Here is an 18,828-nt window from a genome sequence, read left to right on the forward strand (position 1 = left end):
CAGTCAGAACCGATAGCCAATCGTTCCCATCACATTGCGCGGGGCGCCGACGAAGCAGTCGCCGCGCGCGAGGCAGGAAGCGAAATATTTGTTGTTGAGCAGGTTCGTCGCGTTGACCGCGAAGCGCCAGTTGTTCCAGCTGATCTCGGCCAGCGCATCGACCGTGGTGCGCGACGGCGTAACGATCGACCAGATATCGCTCGTCGAGACGCTCTTGCCGCTATAGACGACACCGCCGCCCAGACGCAGTTGCGCTTTGTCGACAAGGCCGAAGGTCTTCGTCGACCAGAGCGACGCGGTGTGGCGCGGCATATAGTCGAGGCTGGTGTTGGTTTCCGATTTGAGCTTGGAATAGCCGTAATTGGCCAGCAGCTCGAAATTGCCGGGCAGCGTGTGGCTGGCCTCGATTTCGAAGCCCTTGGTGTTCAGCTCGCCCGACTGGGTGGTGCCGCCGGCTGCGAGATACAGGACGCGGTTGCGTTCCTTGATCTTGAAGGCGGTGGCCGTGATGAGGGTGCCGGGCGCGGGCTGCCACTTGATGCCCGCTTCATATTGCGTGCCGGTCTGCGGCCGATAGGGATCGCCGAAGGTGCCGTCGCCATTGTCGATCCGGCCGGCGACCGGCAGGAAGCTTTCGGTGTAGCTGAAGAAGGGCGAGATACCCGCACCGATCTCGCCGATGATGCCGGCGCGGAAGGTCGTGGCATTGTCCTTCTGACCCGAGGAGCCGGTGACGCGGTCGCGGCGGGCGCCCAGCACGACGGAAACGCGGTCGTAAAAGCGGATTTGATCCTGGACATAGATGCCCAGCTGCTTCTGGCTTTCCGTGGTGAAGGGGCCGCTGGGATCATAGGTCAGCAGCGCATCATAATCGATGTCGTAGAGGTCGACGATCCCGGACCCGCCGGCGTAGCGCTTGGCGACCTTGTTCCAGCTATAGTCGATGCCGACGAGCAGCTTGTGCTCGATATTGGCGCCGGTGCCGAAATTGAACTGGAGATTGTTGTCGGTCGAGAAGACGTTCATCCGCGCGTCGCTGGCGTCCGCGATCAGGCCGATGGTGCGCCCGTCGGTGCCGTAGACCGAGAAGGGGTCCTGCGGGTTGGTGTAGCTGTCGGCATAATGGGTGTTATATTCGAGGTCGCTGTCGATATAGCGGGCTTTGAGGCTGAGCTTCACATTGTCCGAAAAGCGGTGCGTGATCGACCCGCCGCCCTGGAGCGAACGTCCGGAATAACGGTCCCAGCCGGCCTTGCCGACGAAGGTGTAGCGATCGAGCTGCTCACCAGCGACTATGTTCGGCCTGAACGTGCCGACGATGGGCAGGAATTGCGAGGTCGAGCCGGTGTCATCCTCCTGATAGACGCCGGTGAGCACGATGTCGGTGTCCGCAGTCGGCTGCCAGCGGATCGAGGGCGCGAACATCACGCGGCCGTCTGGGACATGGTCGACATAGGTGTCGGCGTCGCGGGCGCGGCCGACGAACCGGACCGCGAGATTGTCGGCGAGCGCGAGGTTGACGTCGCCGAGCACTTCCTTGCGGTCATAGCTGCCATAGACGAGGCCCACTTCGCCGCGCGTGGTGAAGTCGGGCGTCTTGCTGACGAGATTGACGAGGCCGCCGATCGACCCCTGGCCGAACAGCACGGAGGCCGGTCCCCGCACGATCTCGACGCGCGAGAAATTATACGGGTCCGAGGTGATCGAGGCATAAAAGGAGAAGATGTCGCGCATGCCGTCGCGGAACTGCAGCGCATCGAGGCCGCGGACGTTGAAGCCGTCGACGCGGGTGTCGCGTCCATAGGGGTTGGCGAGGACACCGGCGGCATATTTCACCGTGTCGCTGATGCTGATCGCGCCCTGCGCCTGATATTGTTCGGACGTGATGACCTTGATCGGCTGCGGCAATTCCATCAGCGCGGTATCGGTCTTGGTTCCGGTATAACCGGTGACGACGATCGTGTCCTCGCCGGTGCCCGTATCGCCTTCGGCGGCGGCGGTTTCGGCGGCCTCGGCAGCCGCGTTGTCGCGAGCGGCCGACGCTGCATCGCCCTCGCCCGCCCAGGCCGGATTGGCAGCAAAAGTCATTGCGACTGCTCCGCAGATCGCGATCATTCGGACGGTCATGGCGTTTCCCTTTTTGCGACTCAATCTCAATTAGGGCCGGCGGCTATAGCGAACCAGTCGCAATAGCAAGCTACTAATAATCGTTTGCAATAAGATGCGCCTGCGGCCACACGGCGGTCGCGGGGGCTTACCCCCTGCAGCAATCACGCCATCCAGGCATGTTCGGAAAGAGGGAGGTCCCCCCATGAAAAAGACTTTTGCGGCCTTGATGGCCTTCGGCTTCCTCGCGTCGCCCGCGGCGGCCCATGAAGTCTGGATCGAGCGCGACGCCACGGGGCCCGCTCGCATCTATCTGGGCGAACCGGCGGATGTCGTGCCCGATGCGGGTGATCCCGAGTTCCCGAACCTCAAGGCTCCGAAGCTCTTCCAGGCCGACGCCTCGAAGCCCGCCCCCCTCGTCCGCCGCGCGAACCATATCGAGGCCGCGGTTGCAGGGTCAGGCGACCTTCGCCTCACCGACGACAACGTCTTCGCGCCGTGGGAAGGCGAAGGCGGAAAATGGGAAGGCGTCGTCTATTATGCGCGCGCCGGGCGCGCGGAAGCCAGGACGGTTCTCGATCTCGAGATCAGCCCGGTCAACGCCAACGCCGACAGCTTTGCGGTCAGCTGGCTCGGAAAGCCGCTCGCGGGGGCAAAGGTCACGGTGGTGAACGCCGATCGCTGGCAGAAGAGCTTCATCGCCGACGCACAGGGCCGCGTCACGGTGCCCGTGACCACGCCGGGCCGATACCTGCTGTCGGTCTCGCACGATGTCGAAGGCGCGCGCGCGCTGGGCGGCAAGACGGTCGCGAAAACCATCCACGTTTCGACCCTGACTTTTGCGAAACAGTAGGTCCGGACCTGCGTATTGACCGAGGACGGGTTCCACATTTCGCCATGCGGTCCCGATGCCCGCGCACGGCGATGTTCCCCAAGGCGATGTTCATGCGCTGGGGCGCAGGCAGGCGCAGCAGCCTATCCCGATCGAGTCGGACGGCCCTGCGCCTGAGGAACCCGTTCAACCCGTCCGCTGTTCGAGCAATATCGCCAGCCGGGCCCGGTCGACCTTTGACCCATGGCGCCGGTCCATCGGAATTCGCGGTATAAGTACGATATCGGCAATCCCTATCGCGCTCGCGCAGCGTCTCCATTCAGCCGCAAGGGCACGATCTCCTTCTATCGCCAGTACGGCTCGTCCGCGCGAGGCCGCCAGCGCCGCCCGGCGCACGCCCGGCCAGTACCGCGCCGCCGCCTCGACCGAAAAAGGGAAGTGACCTTCGATACGTCCGTCCATGCGGCCAAGGAGCCAGAGGCGGCCGGTTGCGTCGAAGCGGCCTGCATCGCCCGTGCGATGCCATAACGTCCCGTCGTCATCGCGCTGTTTGGTCTCGGCATCACGCGCCGGGTCGAGATAGGTCTTCACGACATGCTCGCCCGTCACCTGAATCTCGTCATCGACGATCCGCACCCGCGCCGCATCGACCGGCCGGCCGGCCAATATCCCCTCGCCTCCCCGCATCGCGGCAAAATCGTCGGCTCCGATGTCAGCCGCCTCCACCTCGGCGATGGGCTCGGCTTCGGTCGAGCCATAGACCGCGACCATGCGGACGTCACCGCGCGCCGCGCGGACGCGCGCGAACAGGTCGGGGTACACCGGCCCGCCGCCAGTGAAGATGCTATGAACCGGCGCCGCGATCTTCACCTCCACCAGCCGTTCGACCAGCGCCGGATTTAACAGCAACCGCGTCACGTGGTGGCGTTGGATGCGAAGCGCAATCTCCTCGCCCTTGACCTTGTCGGTGCGCCGCAGCGACCAGTCGGGCAGAACCGACGTGATGCCCTGCCCCAGATTGGCGACCACAAATACCGGAAACCCGACGAGGTCGATTTCGTGATGCCCGCCGGTTCCGATCAACGGCGCGACCGCGCGTTCCTGGGCCGCCATGAAACCGTGGCTGCGCACGATCCCTTTGGGACGTCCGGTCGACCCGGTGGTGAAGCTGATCAATGCCGGCGCGTCGGCTTGCAGATCGGCGACCGGCGGAGGCGCGCCGCGCGCGGGCCGCATCGAAAGCCGCAGCGCGATCCCCCGCAGCGACGAGACAAAACACGGCAGCAACCGATAGAGGCCGCCCAGTAAGACTGCTCGCGGCGCCGCGCTATCGACTGCGACGTCGATGCCCTTCAAGCCCAGCGCCGGTTCAGGCAGCACCGCGACCGCGCCGATCCGCCACAGCGCGGCGAGCGCCGCATACAGGTCCGCCGAAAATCCGAGCGCCAGGAGAACCCGGTCGCCCGGGCGCAAGCCGCTCTGTTCCCATGCCGCCGCAAGCACCCCGGCGCGCTCCGCCAGCGCCGCGTAACTGATCGCGCGATCGCGCGGGTCGATGATGGCGACGCGGTCGGGATGCTCGGCAACCCTCGCATGGAAGGTATCGAGCAAATTCATCCGAGCTTTTTGCCGAACAGGGCATAGCGCCGGAAAACCGCGCCATCGTGTTGCGCGCTGCGCTCCAGCGAGATATTTGCCGAGTGCATCAGCGCGTGCACGACATGGCTAAAGCCCAGTTCGCGTGCGATTTCGTGAAAATGCCACGCGAGCAGATGCCCGACGCCGGGACGCATCGACGCATAGGTCTTGAGGATCGCCTGCGTCGGCCGCTGCCCCTGCAGAAAATCGGGCAAGCCAAAGAGAAATCCCGCAAGGCCGCCTGTCGCGTCGCGCGCGAACAGGACAAGGCGCGGGTCAACGGCCGCCAGCAACGGCATATAGAGCGAAAAAAATCCCGCACGATCGAGCGGCTTGAAGAAGAGCTTGTCGGCAAAGCTGCCGCCGGCGAGCGCGTGAAGCTGGCCAAGCAGAAGTTCGGCGCCTTGCCCGTCCCAGGCCGTGACTGATATGCCGTCAACATCCGGGCGCGGAAGGCCGGGGTGCGGGACCGGCGCCCTGCTCGAAACATAATATTCCAGCGGCACGAAACCGGCCGACAGCAACGCAACATGGTCGTGCCGGCCGCTTACCGGTTCCATAGCAAAGGGCGGCGAGCCATCGCTCTCGACGACCGCGCGGTAGCCATGCCAGCTATCGCCGTCCATCGGCGCGAGCACCGCATTGCATCCGCGCTCCGCCAGGTCCGAACAGGCGCGAGTCAGCAACGCGGCTGCGGCCTCGGGGCTGGTGCAGTGCAACTTGCCGATCGTCGCGACAGGCTTGCCGTTCCATTGCGGACCATCAGGAAACAATGTGCAAGTTGCGCCTTCAACTGCGATGTCTTCCATGGGCTATGCTCCTCCGGCGATATGGGCATAGGCCGCAAGCGGAACTGCGCTCGCCAAAACCATCACACGGGGCGGCCGCCATCGGATGAAGAATTGCGGCAGCGACAAGGTCGTCGCCGCGACAAGAGCGAGCGAAAGTATCGCAATCAGACGAAAATCGGCTGGCGGCGGCGCGGTGTGCCAACCGCTCGCCGAAAGCCCCACTACCGCACCCCACGCGAGCGGCAGCAGGATCACGGCATAGCGACGCGGCAAGGCGAGAAGCAGATAGCCGAGGACAAGGCCCGTCATCGCGAGATTGTAGAAGTGGATCGCGTTCTCACCGGCCGTCTGCCCGATGAACAGCCAGATCGCCGCCGCCGAACAGAGCGTGCCAAGAAAATCGAGATCGGGATGGCGCCCGCTGCCGGGCAGCCGCGAGCGCGTCAACAGATAGATGGCCATCGCAACCAGCGGGATCACCGCGCCGAACAGGTCGCCAACGCTGAGGAATATGAAGGCACCGACGCCGAACGCGCGCGCGGTCGATCGCGCGAGTCCAAGCCAGCTTGCGGCTGCCTGCGCCGCGAAGCAGGCCGCGAAAAAAAGCACCGTGACCAGCCCCAGCGTGGCGGGCGACGAGCCAAGAAACTCTTGAAGGAAAAAATAGATGGCGAGCGGCACGAACAAATTGTCGAGACCGCGCCACGATACCGCCTCGACCATTGCACCGAAGCTCGCGATCACCAGTCCCAGAACGATGACATGGCCGCGCGGCGCATCGCTGAAAAGAAGGAGCATCGTCATCGCGACGATCCATCCGACGAGGACGAAGGCGATCACGCCCTCCCAGCTCTTCGTGCCATCTTCAGTCGGAAAGCGGGTCCGGCCATAATGGCTTCCCGTCAAGGCGGCCGCGGCATCGGAAAGCGTGATGATGGCGAGCGGAAGACCGTAAAGAATGTAGGATCCGCCATATTGCAGGAAGAGGAAGCCGACTGCGATGGCGAGCCAGATGTCGCCAAGCCCCGCGCGTTGTACCGCATGGATCGCCGCCCCCGCCAGGTCGCTGAAATGCGCCGACAGCCGCAACACGAGCATCGCGCAAACGGCAAGCGCAACCAGAAACACCGCCGCCCCGCTGTCAGACAACAGGAAAGGCAACCCCATCGCAAACAGGCCGACCATCACGTGGACCAGTTTGCGCTGCACTTCGGCGTGCCACGCAAAGCGCGATCCGAGCCGGCGAATGAGCGCAATCGCGACCAGCAGGACGAGCACCGCGCCCGCAGCAAAGCCATAGGAGAGCAGGCCGGTCATCGCACCTCGTCCACATGGAAGGCCGAATAGAAGAACGCTCGGTCGCGCGCGGCGAGCGGGGCGGCAATATCGGTCCGGCGATGCATGCAGTCAGCAAAGCCGTCGGGCATCGCGCGGGGCGCCATCATGTTCCAGTAGACCAGCCGTGCACCCGGATTCGATGCGGCGACCAACGCCGCGTAACAAGCCTCGTGCCCAGACGGCGACATATATTCGAAGATGTCGGACAGGTTCCAACCATCGACCCCTGTCTCCGGAAAGGGCACATCCTCGATCGCGCCATGGAACAGGTCGATCCGGTCGAGGCGCCGCGCGATGAACGCATGATTTTCCGGTTCATAGCAATGCGGCAGCGCATCGCCATGCCGGCCCAGCATGATCCAGTGCAGATATGGATTCCGCCGCGGGTCGTTGACGACGAAGCTGTGCGCAATCTTGCGTGCGACATGGTCTGAAACGCTGCCGTCGACATGATCGAAGAACGCCGGATCGCGCCCGAGGGCGCCCATCGCGCGCCGGGAAAAGAACAGCCGCAGCAACAGCCGCCAACGCCAGTTGTTCCAGCGCCGCTCCAGAAATTCGCGTCGCTCCGCTTCGCTCCGCTCGGCAAAGATATTGCGAACGGTTTGCCTCGAATGGACCCACGGCAAAAGGCGGGTCCGGAACAGCCGGAAATAGCGCTCGAACTTGCCGACACCGCCCACGCCATAGAGCAGGACTGCCTCCCGCTGCGCCGCCCAAAAGTCGGCGGTGTTGCTGTCGCATGCCTTCAGCACCCGGTCGAACAGAGCGCCGCGACGCTCGCTGTCGCGCGATCCCATCAGTTCGATCAGTTCGCCATGCGTCAATATCGGCCAGGCCGCGAGGCGGAAGCGGATCGCGTAAAGCTGCGCCGCCGACAGGTCGGCCGCGATGACGCGCGCGGGATCGAGCGTGAGCAACGATAGCGCATTGTCGCCCGCCGATCCGATCGACACCAATGTCCCGCCCGGCCGGGGGCCGATGGCATCGCAAAGGACCGCGCCATCTTCCCACAATTGGGCGTAGCGGATGGCGTCGAAGCTGGCCTTGCCTGCGATTTCGGTCCGGCTCATACCGCGCCCCCCGCGCCATGCCGCTGGACCTGCCCCGTCGCACCATTGACCGTCACCAGTTCGCCATCCTCGATCCATTCGCACGCCCCTCGCAATCCGACGACGCAGGGGATGCCAAGCTCGCGCGAGACGATCGCCGAATGCGAAAGCAAACTGCCGCGTTCGACGACGATCGCCGATGCACTGGCGAACAGCGCGATCCAGCCGGGGTCGGTATTGCGCGCGACCAATATTTCGCCGGCGCCGATCTTTTGCGTCCGCGGATCGCGGATCACGCGCGCAATGGCGGTGACGCAGCCCGCCGAGCAGGCTGTCCCCTGCCGCTCCAGTCCCTCGTCCCCCCGAATCGGCGCGGCGGTGTTTGGGCGGCTGCCCAGCGGAACGCCGGTCAAGGTCAAACGCTCGGGGGGATCGGGCATCGCGGCGTAGCGGGCCATTTCGGATCCCCGCAAGTTAGCAAGGCCAGCCAGGTCAGCAGTCACCGCATTGCCCTCGATCGCGCCCAATATCTCGTCGACCGTCAGCAGGAATATGTCACGCGGGTCGTCGACATGGCCCTGCGCGTGAAGCTGGCGGCCAACCGCCAGGAACAGGCGGCGGGCGCGTCCGAAAATTCGCGTGCGCTCGTATCGCAGATTTTCTCGGTCACGCACGCGCCTTTTGGTGACGTTGAGCAATTTGCGGGCGATCCAGCGGCGGACCGGCCGACCGCGCATCGCGCCGGCGAGCGCGAGCATCGCATCAGGCCGTTCGACCGCGATGCGCGGCTCGCTTTGCGCGGCGGCGAGGATCGCGGCATGGAGCGGGCGCGGATCTTCGTCGAGCGTGACGCTTTCGAGCTTGAGCTCCTCGGTGCAGCGGTCGCCGAACCGATCGATATAGGCGCGAAGCTCCGCCGCGATTGCGGATGCCGCAATCCGGTCGCCGTCATTGATCTCCAGCGCGGCAAGCAGCGCCGCGTCGCCCCGCGCCAGGTCGCCCATTGCGCGGATCGCCTGCGCTGGCACTGCCGAAATGATGTCGCCCTGCCCGATCAGCACATCATTATGGATTTCGAGCCCCGCCGGGCCGCACCAGCGCTCGAGTAATTTGCGCGATGCGCCAAAGGCCATCATGCACAGAAAATCGTTGATGATCGGCGCGTCCCACCGGTCGAGCAATTCGGCCTCGATCGTCCGATATTCCTGCGCCAGCGCCGATGGCGGCATCTTGCCGAGCCGCTCGGGCGTCGTCGCGCCCAGCGCCCGGTCGAGCCGCCGACGGAAATCCGCGCCGGTCCGATCGAGGAGCATCCCCTCGCGAAACAGACCCCAGCCGACCGCAGCCAGCCGCAAATATTCGCGCACGCGCGCGCTGCGCGACAGTGCGTCGCGCCCGCCGATCTCGCTCGCCAAGGGCTCGGGCAGCGGTTCGCCAACCCCCATCATCGTTTCCATATGCGCGGCGTTCAACCGGTAGCCGGGAAGCAGCGCCAGCGCGCGATACCAATTGCCCAGATTATAGAAGATGCGGCCGTCGATGCGCGCCAGCATATTGTCGAAAACGGTCCGGTTCTGCGCGAGCCGCTGGCTGTCGACGCCGAGCAGCGCGAGAAAACTGGTGTAGACGCGCGCATAGGCATAGCGCGCGAAAGAAAAAGTCAGCGGCGAAACGATGCCCGGATAGCTCTCGATGATGTTGCTGTTGTCGAAAACGATCATGCGATCGTCGGGCAATTCCGCATCGCGGAGCGGCGAGGTGATCGGGCGAGCCTGCAGCAGATAGAGCTGCCCGTCGGCAATCGCCCATTCGATATCCTGCGGCATGCCGGCATCGCCTTCGACCGCGATGGCGAGCGCGGCGACGTCCGACAGTTCGGTGACGGTAAGATACTCCGGCCCCTCCTGCCCGACGACCTCGAAGCCGGCTCTCGCAATCCACCAGCTCGCGCCATCGACTTCGCCCGCCACCAACCGGTCGCCGAGCCCGTCGATCGCCGAAACGACCAACCGGTCGCGGCGGCCCGAGACCGGGTCGGCGCTGAACGCCACGCCCGCTTTCTCTGCGGGCACCATGCGCTGGATGAGCACCGCCGGCCGCGCCGACACATCGCCCCCGTTCAGCCCGCGATTTTCACGATAGGCGGCCAGCCCTTCACGCTCCGCCGACGCGAGCACCTGCCGCACCGCCTCGCTCAGCCCGGCTGCCGGGACGTTGAGTAGGCTCTCGTACTGGCCGGCGTGGCTATGCTCGTGGCCGTCCTCCTGCAGCGCGGAGGACCGTACGGCATAGGGACCCGCGCCAATCGATGCCGCCGCAGCGGCCAGCTCTTCCTGCGACGGGACATCGCCCTCGACCACAACGACGAAGGGCGGGACATGATAGCCCGCGCGGACGAGCCGTCCGAGCGCGCCCGCCTTGCCGCCCGAACGGCCATCGTCGCCCGCCTGATCGGCCGAGAGGATCATAGGGTCATCCTTGGAGGAACGGTGCGAAACCGGCCGCAATATAACAGGCGAAGACCCAAAGGCCCGCCGCGGTGTCGACGCCCTTCTGATGGGCGGGCGTCGGTGCGTTGCGATAGGCCAGCCCCGCGCGCGCGACAAAGAACGCCGCGACGAGGCCGATACTGATCGTCTGAAACGGCGCGCCCGTCGCAAAGCCGACGCCGGCCAGCAACGCAAGCGCTGCCATGATGCACAGCAGCCAGGCCGATATGGCCCGGCGCGGGCCATAAAGCGCGCTATAGCTTTCGACGCTCGCGCGCTCATTTTCGGGCGCCCACAGCTTGCGCCCGATCTCGAGGATACAGCCATTGACGAAGCTCAGCGCCAGAAACAGCCCTAGCCCCGGTGGCGGCATCCCGTGCGGCTGCCATTCGATCCCGGTGATGAACAGGTCGATCAACGGCATGATCGCCATATGCGACGCCATATAGGCAAGCGGGTGCGCCTTGAGCCAGCGCGGCACGAAAAATTCGCGCCCCATCAACAGCATCCATCCCCAGGTGAGTAGCAACAGTGGCAGCACATTCGGCGCGATCAGCGCGCAGGCGAGAGCCGCCACCCCGGCGCTGGCAATGCCCAGCCCGACGATGAGGCGCAGCGACACCAGCCCGCGCGGAATTGGTCGCTCGGGCCGATAGAGGCAATCGTCCTCATGGTCCTTGACCTCGTCGAACACGCGCAACTGGAAAAAGAAAAGCAAGGTCACGGCAAAGGCGAGGAGGAACGCCGGAATACCGGGTAAGGGGCGACCGGCGAAATGAGCCGATGCGCTGACCCCGGCGGCCGAAAAGACCGCCACGAGCAAGGCGGTCTTGCCCAGCGGGAAGCGCTCGGCCTGATATTGCCAAAGCCGTGTGGGCAAGGACGCGCTCCTCACCGCTCGCGCGCCAGTCGTCCGTGCGCGCGCGTGAAATGTCCGGCTGCGATCGCCGCCATGATCGAAATCTCGCCGGCGAGGCAGAGCGATGCCGCGACTTCGGCAAGCGCCGGCGCCTTGCCCTCGCCATAAAGCCCCATGAGGTCGAGCGCCGCGCGCGGCGTCGGCAGACCCGTGCCGCCGCCAACAGTGCCGACCATCAGGTTCGGCAGCGTCACTGACATGAACAATCCGCCCTCGCGCGGCTCCATCCGCGTAAATCCGACGGCGGATTCGGACACGCAAGCGGCATCCTGCCCTGTGGCGATATAGAGCGCCGCCAGCCCGTTCGCGAAATGCCCCTGCGCGCCGAATTGTCCCGACAGTTGCGCGCCGAGCGCCGCAACACGCGCATAAGCGAGCATCCGCTCGCTGTCTGTCTGCAGCAAATCGCCGATCAGCTTTTCCGGTATCGTGATGCTTGCCGAAACCTTGCGCCCGCGCCCGGTCATCAGCCCCAGATAGGTCGCCTTTTTGTCGCCCGAAAAATTGCCCTCGATGAACCAGTGTTTGGGCGTGACCGGTGCATGCTCCAGCAGATGGCGGCAGACCGCGTCGGTCGCGAGGGTCACCATATTCTGGCCCGACGCATCGCCGGTCGAATAGCGGCAACAGAGAAACACAACGTCATTGTCGATCACTGGGTCGATCTCGTCGAGCTTGCCGTGACGCGTCGTCGCCGCCACCGCCGCCCGGATGCCGGCCTCCTGCTCGGCGACCCACGCCACGAACTGGCCCGCCTCGAGAATGTCGGCGAAGACGAATGCGGGTGTGCGCAGCACGCCCTCGGAAATCAGCGCGGCTACCGCCCCGCCCGACCGCGTGATGACATGCGCGCCGCGCGCATAGGACGCCACCAGCGCCGCCTCGGAGGTGGCCAAGGGTATCAGATATTCGCCGAACGCGTGGAGACCGCGGACAAGAAGCGGCCCAGCCACCCCGACAGGCAGTTTTGCTATGCCAATGAAATTCTCGATATTGGCGCCATACTCGCCAGCCGAGCGCAAGGCATCTGCATCACAGAGCGCCGCAGCCTGCTCCTGCGGCCGGCCCTTCCAGAATCTTTCTGCCGCCTCGGGTTTCGCGCTGCGACCGAAGCGCGGGCGATCCGACGCAGTGGCCGGTTCCGCAAGATGCTGGCCCAGACGTTCGGCAGCGCGCGATCCGTCCAGCTTTTGCAGAAGGGACTTCAGTCGCCTGGAATACATGGCAATTTCGAAGATAATTTTTGTCGACGCATCGCTCTCCCCTGCTCCCTCGGTATGCGCTACCCGACCGTTGATTTGATGGGAGGCCCTCTGGAGCGGATCTACTTCATGCCAGTTAAATTGATATTAGCGAATGATACTTTGGCTAAACGAAGTGTTGGGCTGAGGACTCATAGCCAGAACAGTAGGGTAGCGGCGAGCGCGACGGCGGAGAGGACGGTTCTCGGGCACCTGTCGTAGCGTGTTGCGACACGCCTCCAGTCTTTGAGGCGACCGAACATGATCTCGATCCGGTTGCGGCTTTTGTATCGGCGCTTGTCGTATTTGACAGCTTTTGTGCGGGATTTCCGTCCGGGGATGCAGGGGGTGATACCCTTTTCCTGCAAGGCATCGCGGAACCAGTCGGCATCATAGCCCCGGTCACCCAGCAGCCATTGTGTTTTGTGGGGAGGCCGTCGAGCAGAGCTGCCGCGCCGGTATAATCGCTGACCTGGCCCGCCGTCATGAAGAAGCTGATCGGGCGGCCATTGGCATCCGTCACAGCATGAAGCTTCGTGTTCATGCCACCCGTTCTCAGGGAAACAATCCCCCGGATCGTTCCATACTCCCTCGGCGCGTCCCGCCATCTCAACCCGTTGCGATTGACGAAGATGATGCCGCTCAGAACGCGCCGGTCATCCACGCGAGGGCGGCCATGGCTCTTGGGAAAGAACGGCTGAAGGCGACCCATCTGCTCGTCCGTCAGCCAGAATAGAGCACTCATCAATCAGGCTCCTTGACCCGCCTGAATCATAATCACCGCCCCAAATCATTGGGTCCCGAGCCTAACCTGCCTCTTTTACCTAGCTGCCGATTGGTGAAGTTGTATAGACGGCTTATGAACCCGCCGCTCAATCGAAAGCCCCCCGTTTCCAAACCGCAAGATCGGGTGGGGACGCAAGCCCACGAACCGGGCGGCAGCGAACCGGCACCTCGCTACCTTGTGATAAAACAGAGCATTTGCGACGCCGTCCGCGACGGTCGTCTCCGCCCCGGCGACCGCGTGCCCTCTGAAGCCGAGCTCGTTCAGCAGTTCGACGTCTCGCGGATGACGGCAAACCGCGCTGTCCGCGAATTGCAGGCGGCAGGCGTCGTCGTGCGGCGCGCGGGAAGCGGTTCGTTCATCGCCGAACCGAAGCCGATCGGGCAGATGATCGAGATCCGCAACATCGCTGAAGAAATCCGCCAGCGCGGCCATGCCTACCGCGCGCGCGTGATCCAGAACCGCGAAGAGCGCGCCAATGTCGAAACCGCGCCGCTGCTCGAGGTTTCGGTGGGGACCAAATTATTCCATTCGATCATCGTCCATCACGAGGCCGAATTCCCGATCCAGATCGAGGAGCGTTTCGTCCTCGCGTCGATCGCGCCGGACTATGGAACGCTCGACTTCACCCGGATGACGCCGAACGAATATCTGACGCGCATCGCACCGCTCGAACGGGTGGAGCATCGCGTTTGCGCGACGATGCCCGACGAGCGGATGCGCGGCATGCTGGGACTGTCCGAGGGCGAACCGGTACTCCAGATGACGCGCCGGACATGGAGCCGGTCGCGCCTCGTGTCCCATGCCTGGCTGACGCATCCCGGCACCCGGTTCGAACTGTCAGCCGCTTTCTCGATCGACGATTGACGCCAATCAGCTGGTTCGGGCGACGATAACCGGTTTGCGGCGACGGCGCAGCCAGCGAAAATCGGCGCGACTGAAGCTTTTGAACAGCAGGTAGAAGCCGGTTCCTGAGAGCCAGAGCGCGCCAAAGGCAACAAAGATGATCAACGGGTGGTTGAAGCTCTTCCGGTTCAGATAGTCCATATTATGGAGCATCCAGAAGAAGTCCCACGTCCGCCAGGTATCGCCGCGCATCACGAGAAAACGCGCCGTGTCGAGCGAGACATAGGCGCTACTATTTTCGGCATCGTCGAAATCGACCCGCCACATCGCCCCTTCGTGATCCCGCGACTCAAGGTTCGCCTTGGCGAGTACGCTGACCTCGCGGATCGGCGCGTCGTTCATCATCGCCGCGACCTCGCGGGCCATCGCCACGTCGACGCGGATACCGATGCCGGTCGTGGCGTCGACGAGATGGACGCCCTTGGCCGATCGCACTTCATAGACGGGGCGGGCACCCAGGTCGCGCAGCAGGATCCCGGTGACTGCCTCGCCGCGTGGCAGCGCCGCGACGTCGAAATAATCCCCCGCGGGCAACGGGTGAGCATGGCTCATCGCGCCGCCATGACCGCCAACCTCGTCCTTGTCGAGGAGCGCCATCACCGAACCGCTCAAGGCCCAGAGCAGGAACTGGAGCCCGAGGATCAGGCCGACCCATTTGTGGATGCGCCGGAAGAAAAGCGGCGTGAAACGTACCTTCTTCATGCCTTTTTCCTTTTGCGGCGCGGGAACGACCAGATCAGCAGCCAGGCGCCGGTCAGCGCCATGGCAAAGGCGCTCCATGTCGCGACCCGAAGCAGCGGATTGTTGACGTCGGTGCGCTCATCATAGTCCATGATGTGCAGCATCCAGGCGACGTCGAAGACACGCCACAGCGCGTGGCGCCGCGAGATCAGTTCACCCGTCTGCGGCGACAGATAGAGCGTCGGACGGTTCCAGCCCTCGAACTCGACCTGCCAATAGGGCGGCTTGCGCGATTGCATTTCCTGCGGCGCTTTGGTCAGCAAGCGCACCGACACGATCTGGCCGTCGCCGGAGTAGATGCGCCGCGCCTGTTCGCGAACCTGGGACTCGGTCAGCGCAGGCAGCGGCGCACCCGAGCGGGCATCGAACAGCCGCGCCCCTTTCGGAGTTTCCGCGCGCCAGACGGGGCGATCGAAGAATCGCTGCAAGCGAACTTCCGACGCACCGGGCGCGGCCGCAACGATCCGCGACGGGGGCGCCAGGCCCGTGAGGTCGAATGACTGGGTCACCGGCGCGCGCACGAGATGGTCGCCATGGATGGTGTCGATGTGCACGATTACCATGTAGAAGCCGGTCAGCGTCCAGAGCAGAGCCTGGACGCCGACCACCAGAGCCAGCCATTTATGCGTTCGCCGGACGAGCAGAGGCCAACGGATCGCCATATCGATTACCCTCAGAAAGCCGTCCGGAAGCCGACGTAGAAACGCCGTCCGAGCAGATCATAGGTCATGGTGTCGGTGTTCGCATCGGTGAAGCTCTGGATATAGGGCGCCTTGCGATCGAAAAGATTGTCGACGCCGACCTGGAACCGGGTCTTCGCGTCGATCTCGAAAGCGACCTGGAGATTATGGTAGAAGACGTTGGGCGTGCTGTAGCCAATCTCTCCGGGAGCCGCATTGAAGTCGGTCGCCTTTCCGATCCACTGCGTCGACCAGGTCGCGCTGATCCCGTCCTTTTCGGCGGTCAGCACGCCATAGCCGCGCCACTTCGGATAACCGCCGTTGCCGCCGCCGATGAAGCCATCGAAGTCGATCGGCGCGCCGCCGGGGAAAGGCAGGACGACATATTTGTTTAGGTAGGTCAGATTGACGTCGAGCGAGATGTTCACGCTGCCGATGCCCCCCGCATAGACGAGCCCCAGATCGAGGCCATTCATCTCCTCGCGACCGGTGTTGATCGGCTGCGCGGATAGGAAGGTGACCTCGCCGGTCAGCGGGCTGCGCGTGAAATCATCGCAGAAGGGATGCGACAGGTTCGCACTGGCATAACAAATGGCAAGCTTCGTCGAACCAGGAATCGCGCGGATCGCGTCCTTGATCTTGATGTCAAACCAGTCGGCCGTCAGCGACAGACCGGGGACCAGCCCCTTGGGTGAGATGACGGTGCCGACTGTCCAGGTGGTCGAGCTTTCGGGTTGCAAATTCTCGTTGCCACCGACCGTCGTCAAAATCGTCGTACCAAGCTGAACATAGTTCGCCGGCACGCCCGAGGCTTGGCAGTTGGCGATCAGCCCCGCATTGCCGCTCGTCGAGTAACGCGAGCAGGGATCGGTCGTGGTGAGATTACCTTCGGACACCCCGCCGAACAGCTCGGGGACGTTCGGGATACGAAAGCCGGTGCCATAGGTGCCGCGCAGGCGGAAGCTATCGTTGATGACCCAGTCGAGGCTCGCCTTGTAGTTCCAGTCGCTACCAAACAGGTCGTAGTTCGAATAGCGAACCGCTCCGCCCGCCGTCAGCGCCTGAAAGAAGGGCGTATCGGCAAGGATCGGAACCGACAGTTCGAGATAGGCTTCCTTGGCGACGCTCGTCCCCGAGATCGGGCTCTGCTGATTGGTGTTGGCGATACCCAGCACGGTCAGCGGATCGGGGTCGCGCCAGCCTTTTTCCTTGCGATAGACGACACCCGCCGCGAAGGAGACGGGTCCGGCGGGCAGCTTGAACAGATCGCCGTTGAGGTCGGCGGTGACCGTTGCCAGCTCATTTCCGCCGCGATCACGCGACGTGAACAGGATATAGTCGAGAACTTCGGGGGTCAGGTCGCCGAACCCGAGATAGTCGGCGCAGGGTATCGTCGCACCGGCGGCAAGGCTGCACTTGGTCGTATCGAGCGTATTGGTCACGCGCTCGAGGTTGGCGATGTTGGTCGAACCATCGACCGCGGTGTTGCGGCCGAAAGCGCCCGCGACTTCCCAGCTCCAGCTGTTCGACAGCTTGCCGCGGAGGCCGAAACTGCCCTGCCAGGTGTCGGTTTCCTGAAAGAACTGGCGAGGACCCCGCTCGGCGAGGCGACGCTGGATGAGGACAATATTCTGCCCCGTCGGGTTGGTCCGATTGCTCGCTGCGATCGAGAGATTGCGCAGCGTACCCGGCGTCGCGATCTGATTCGACTTGCGGAAGGTGTAGAGGAACTCGCCGAACGCTTCGATATTGTCGGTGATGTCATAGTCGGCGAAAAAGGCCGTGCTGACGCGCTCAACGGGGCTGACCGCATTCAGGAACGGAGCCGAATTGAAATTATGCTTGGCGGCGCTGTAGGGCTCGAAGAAGTTGCCGTTACCGCCCAGCACCTGATTGAAGTTGATCTGCTGCCCGTTCGGCAGCACCGCGCGTCCGCCGATCGTCGAGGCGCTGTTGACGCATCCGAGCGTTCCCGGCGTGGTCTCGGCAAGCGAGCAAGGCGCGCGCGTCGCCATGTTGACCGCCTTGGTCTTCTGATAGGTGACCGCCGCCATGAAGCCGCCGCGGTCGTTGCGAATGCCCCAGAGCAGGTCGGCGGTGAAATCCGAGCCGTCGCCCTTTTCGGTGATCCCCTGGCGCACGCTGAGGCCGAGACCTTCATAGTCGGTACGGGTTACGAGGTTGACGACACCCGCCATCGCATCGGCGCCGTAGATCGCCGAGGCACCATCCTTGAGCACATCGGTACGCGCGAGCGCCGCGACGGGAATCATGTTGAGATCGGGCGACGAGTTCGCCCCGGTGCCACCCGCGACGAGGCGGCGACCGTTGAGGAGAACAAGCGTGCGCTTGATGCCGAGGCCGCGAAGGTTCACCTGCGCGGTGCCATAGCCATTGTTCGCCCAATAGGCGGAGCTCTGGTTGCCCGCGAAGCCGGCGTTGGCGGGCAGTCGCTGCAGCACGGTCTCGATGTTGACCAGGCCGGTATTCTCGATCTGCTCGGCGGACACGACCGTCGCCGGACCGACGCCAGCGAGATCCTGACGCCGGATTCGCGAGCCGGTCACGACGATATCGCTTCCGGCGTCGCTGGCCTCCGCCGCGGACGTGGGGGCCGCTCCATCCTGTGCGAAAGCTGGCGTTGCGATAGTTGCGACGACCGCGGCGCTCGCGAGCAATGATTTTCTGATCGACATGCGAAACCCCCTTTTGGTTACGTGATGAACCTTAGAGAGCATCAATTGTATATACAGGTCAATAGAAATAATCCTGTAACTTCAATATGTTAAATGCATGCCAAGAGGTTACACCGGATATTGCTAATACGCACCCCGAAGCGTTACCCCTCACCTGTAGAGACATTTTTTTCCATAGGTGGATCAACCGCGGATCAAACAGGCCGCCGCAGCCGAAATTCGAGTAATTTTATTACGAAAGCCCATGACATCCGTCAGTCGACCCACCACGCGTCGCGCCGCAGCGGCGCTCGCGAGGGCAATAATCTCGTCCTATAATTCTCCATTGCCGTTCCGGCGGGTCATGCGCGAAATTGCGAAACCTTACCGCCGTCGGCGAACGCCATCACTGCGAAGGCATCGGTGCTTCCATCCGCCATTTCCATTCCCCGGGATCCGCGCGGCATGCCGGGAACCGCGATCCCCCGAATATCGCGCGGCTTGTCGCGAAGAGCTTCGCGACAAGCGGCATCGGCACATGGCCCTCGATGGCATAGCCGCCAGCGATCGCCTGCAGCGCAAGGCCACGACAAGCTGGTTTCACGGCATTCCTCGTCGACGTGTCGCCACCCCGCG

At 63.9% G+C, this 18,828-nt stretch carries 14 protein-coding genes and 1 pseudogene; 2 read left to right on the forward strand and 13 right to left on the reverse strand.

Annotated elements, in window-relative coordinates:
• Positions 1-3 precede the first annotated feature (3 nt).
• Positions 4-2,127, reverse strand: a complete 2,124-nt coding sequence (locus ACREBX_RS11240) for a TonB-dependent siderophore receptor (RefSeq protein ID WP_431561834.1) — start codon at positions 2,125-2,127, stop codon at positions 4-6.
• Positions 2,128-2,311: 184 nt separating this feature from the next.
• Between ACREBX_RS11240 and ACREBX_RS11245 the strand changes: the two genes are divergently transcribed.
• Positions 2,312-2,959, forward strand: a complete 648-nt coding sequence (locus ACREBX_RS11245; RefSeq protein WP_431561835.1) for a DUF4198 domain-containing protein — start codon at positions 2,312-2,314, stop codon at positions 2,957-2,959.
• 165 nt (positions 2,960-3,124) lie between these two features.
• Here the strand turns inward: ACREBX_RS11245 and ACREBX_RS11250 are convergent, their stop codons facing one another.
• The 8 genes and pseudogenes from ACREBX_RS11250 to ACREBX_RS11285 form a co-directional block, all read right to left on the reverse strand.
• On the reverse strand, positions 3,125-4,555 hold the full coding sequence (locus ACREBX_RS11250; protein ID WP_431561836.1) for an AMP-binding protein: 1,431 nt from the start codon (positions 4,553-4,555) through the stop codon (positions 3,125-3,127).
• Positions 4,552-5,385, reverse strand: a complete 834-nt coding sequence (locus tag ACREBX_RS11255) for a hypothetical protein (RefSeq protein ID WP_431561837.1) — start codon at positions 5,383-5,385, stop codon at positions 4,552-4,554. The genes ACREBX_RS11250 and ACREBX_RS11255 overlap by 4 nt, the downstream gene beginning before the upstream one ends.
• 3 nt (positions 5,386-5,388) lie before the next feature.
• On the reverse strand, positions 5,389-6,684 hold the full coding sequence (locus ACREBX_RS11260; RefSeq protein WP_431561838.1) for a diacylglycerol/polyprenol kinase family protein: 1,296 nt from the start codon (positions 6,682-6,684) through the stop codon (positions 5,389-5,391).
• The gene (locus ACREBX_RS11265; protein ID WP_431561839.1) at positions 6,681-7,778 is read right to left on the reverse strand and encodes a DUF3419 family protein; all 1,098 of its coding nucleotides are present in this window, start codon (positions 7,776-7,778) and stop codon (positions 6,681-6,683) included. Before ACREBX_RS11265 ends, ACREBX_RS11260 begins: the two co-directional genes overlap by 4 nt.
• Positions 7,775-10,225, reverse strand: coding sequence for a PEP/pyruvate-binding domain-containing protein (locus tag ACREBX_RS11270; RefSeq protein WP_431561840.1), 2,451 nt, complete (start codon positions 10,223-10,225; stop codon positions 7,775-7,777). The genes ACREBX_RS11265 and ACREBX_RS11270 overlap by 4 nt, the downstream gene beginning before the upstream one ends.
• 4 nt (positions 10,226-10,229) lie before the next feature.
• Entirely contained in the window at positions 10,230-11,126 is an 897-nt protein-coding gene (locus ACREBX_RS11275; protein ID WP_431561841.1) for a UbiA family prenyltransferase, read from the reverse strand.
• An 11-nt stretch (positions 11,127-11,137) separates the two neighbouring features.
• A complete protein-coding gene (locus ACREBX_RS11280; RefSeq protein WP_431561842.1) occupies positions 11,138-12,388 on the reverse strand; it encodes a hydroxymethylglutaryl-CoA reductase in 1,251 nt (416 codons plus the stop codon).
• Positions 12,389-12,558: 170 nt separating this feature from the next.
• Positions 12,559-13,151 (reverse strand): annotated as a pseudogene (locus ACREBX_RS11285) (IS5 family transposase).
• A 114-nt stretch (positions 13,152-13,265) separates the two neighbouring features.
• On the opposite strand from ACREBX_RS11285, the gene hutC reads away from it, so the two are divergent.
• The gene (gene hutC, locus ACREBX_RS11290) at positions 13,266-14,057 is read left to right on the forward strand and encodes a histidine utilization repressor (RefSeq protein ID WP_431561843.1); all 792 of its coding nucleotides are present in this window, start codon (positions 13,266-13,268) and stop codon (positions 14,055-14,057) included.
• A gap of 6 nt (positions 14,058-14,063) precedes the next feature.
• Here hutC and ACREBX_RS11295 read toward each other — a convergent pair whose 3' ends face one another.
• From ACREBX_RS11295 to ACREBX_RS11310, 4 genes are all read right to left on the reverse strand, one after another.
• Complete coding sequence (locus tag ACREBX_RS11295) at positions 14,064-14,798, reverse strand: PepSY domain-containing protein (RefSeq protein ID WP_431561844.1); 735 nt, start codon at positions 14,796-14,798, stop codon at positions 14,064-14,066.
• Positions 14,795-15,499, reverse strand: coding sequence for a hypothetical protein (locus ACREBX_RS11300; protein ID WP_431561845.1), 705 nt, complete (start codon positions 15,497-15,499; stop codon positions 14,795-14,797). Before ACREBX_RS11300 ends, ACREBX_RS11295 begins: the two co-directional genes overlap by 4 nt.
• An 11-nt stretch (positions 15,500-15,510) precedes the next feature.
• Entirely contained in the window at positions 15,511-18,213 is a 2,703-nt protein-coding gene (locus ACREBX_RS11305; protein ID WP_431561846.1) for a TonB-dependent receptor domain-containing protein, read from the reverse strand.
• Between the two features lie 341 nt (positions 18,214-18,554).
• A complete protein-coding gene (locus ACREBX_RS11310) occupies positions 18,555-18,785 on the reverse strand; it encodes a DUF411 domain-containing protein (RefSeq protein WP_431561847.1) in 231 nt (76 codons plus the stop codon).
• Positions 18,786-18,828 lie beyond the last annotated feature (43 nt).

It is taken from the genome of Sphingopyxis sp., assembly GCF_050725655.1.
Taxonomy (GTDB): domain Bacteria; phylum Pseudomonadota; class Alphaproteobacteria; order Sphingomonadales; family Sphingomonadaceae; genus Sphingopyxis.

Bases quoted from the DNA above. Each gene is read 5' to 3' on its own strand.
- ACREBX_RS11240 (WP_431561834.1), bottom strand. From the start codon at position 2,127: ATGACCGTCCGAATGATCGCGATCTGCGGAGCAGTCGCAATGACTTTT.
- ACREBX_RS11245 (WP_431561835.1), top strand. From the start codon at position 2,312: ATGAAAAAGACTTTTGCGGCCTTGATGGCCTTCGGCTTCCTCGCGTCG.
- ACREBX_RS11250 (WP_431561836.1), bottom strand. From the start codon at position 4,555: ATGAATTTGCTCGATACCTTCCATGCGAGGGTTGCCGAGCATCCCGAC.
- ACREBX_RS11255 (WP_431561837.1), bottom strand. From the start codon at position 5,385: ATGGAAGACATCGCAGTTGAAGGCGCAACTTGCACATTGTTTCCTGAT.
- ACREBX_RS11260 (WP_431561838.1), bottom strand. From the start codon at position 6,684: ATGACCGGCCTGCTCTCCTATGGCTTTGCTGCGGGCGCGGTGCTCGTC.
- ACREBX_RS11265 (WP_431561839.1), bottom strand. From the start codon at position 7,778: ATGAGCCGGACCGAAATCGCAGGCAAGGCCAGCTTCGACGCCATCCGC.
- ACREBX_RS11270 (WP_431561840.1), bottom strand. From the start codon at position 10,225: ATGATCCTCTCGGCCGATCAGGCGGGCGACGATGGCCGTTCGGGCGGC.
- ACREBX_RS11280 (WP_431561842.1), bottom strand. From the start codon at position 12,388: ATGTATTCCAGGCGACTGAAGTCCCTTCTGCAAAAGCTGGACGGATCG.
- hutC (WP_431561843.1), top strand. From the start codon at position 13,266: ATGAACCCGCCGCTCAATCGAAAGCCCCCCGTTTCCAAACCGCAAGAT.
- ACREBX_RS11295 (WP_431561844.1), bottom strand. From the start codon at position 14,798: ATGAAGAAGGTACGTTTCACGCCGCTTTTCTTCCGGCGCATCCACAAA.
- ACREBX_RS11300 (WP_431561845.1), bottom strand. From the start codon at position 15,499: ATGGCGATCCGTTGGCCTCTGCTCGTCCGGCGAACGCATAAATGGCTG.
- ACREBX_RS11305 (WP_431561846.1), bottom strand. From the start codon at position 18,213: ATGTCGATCAGAAAATCATTGCTCGCGAGCGCCGCGGTCGTCGCAACT.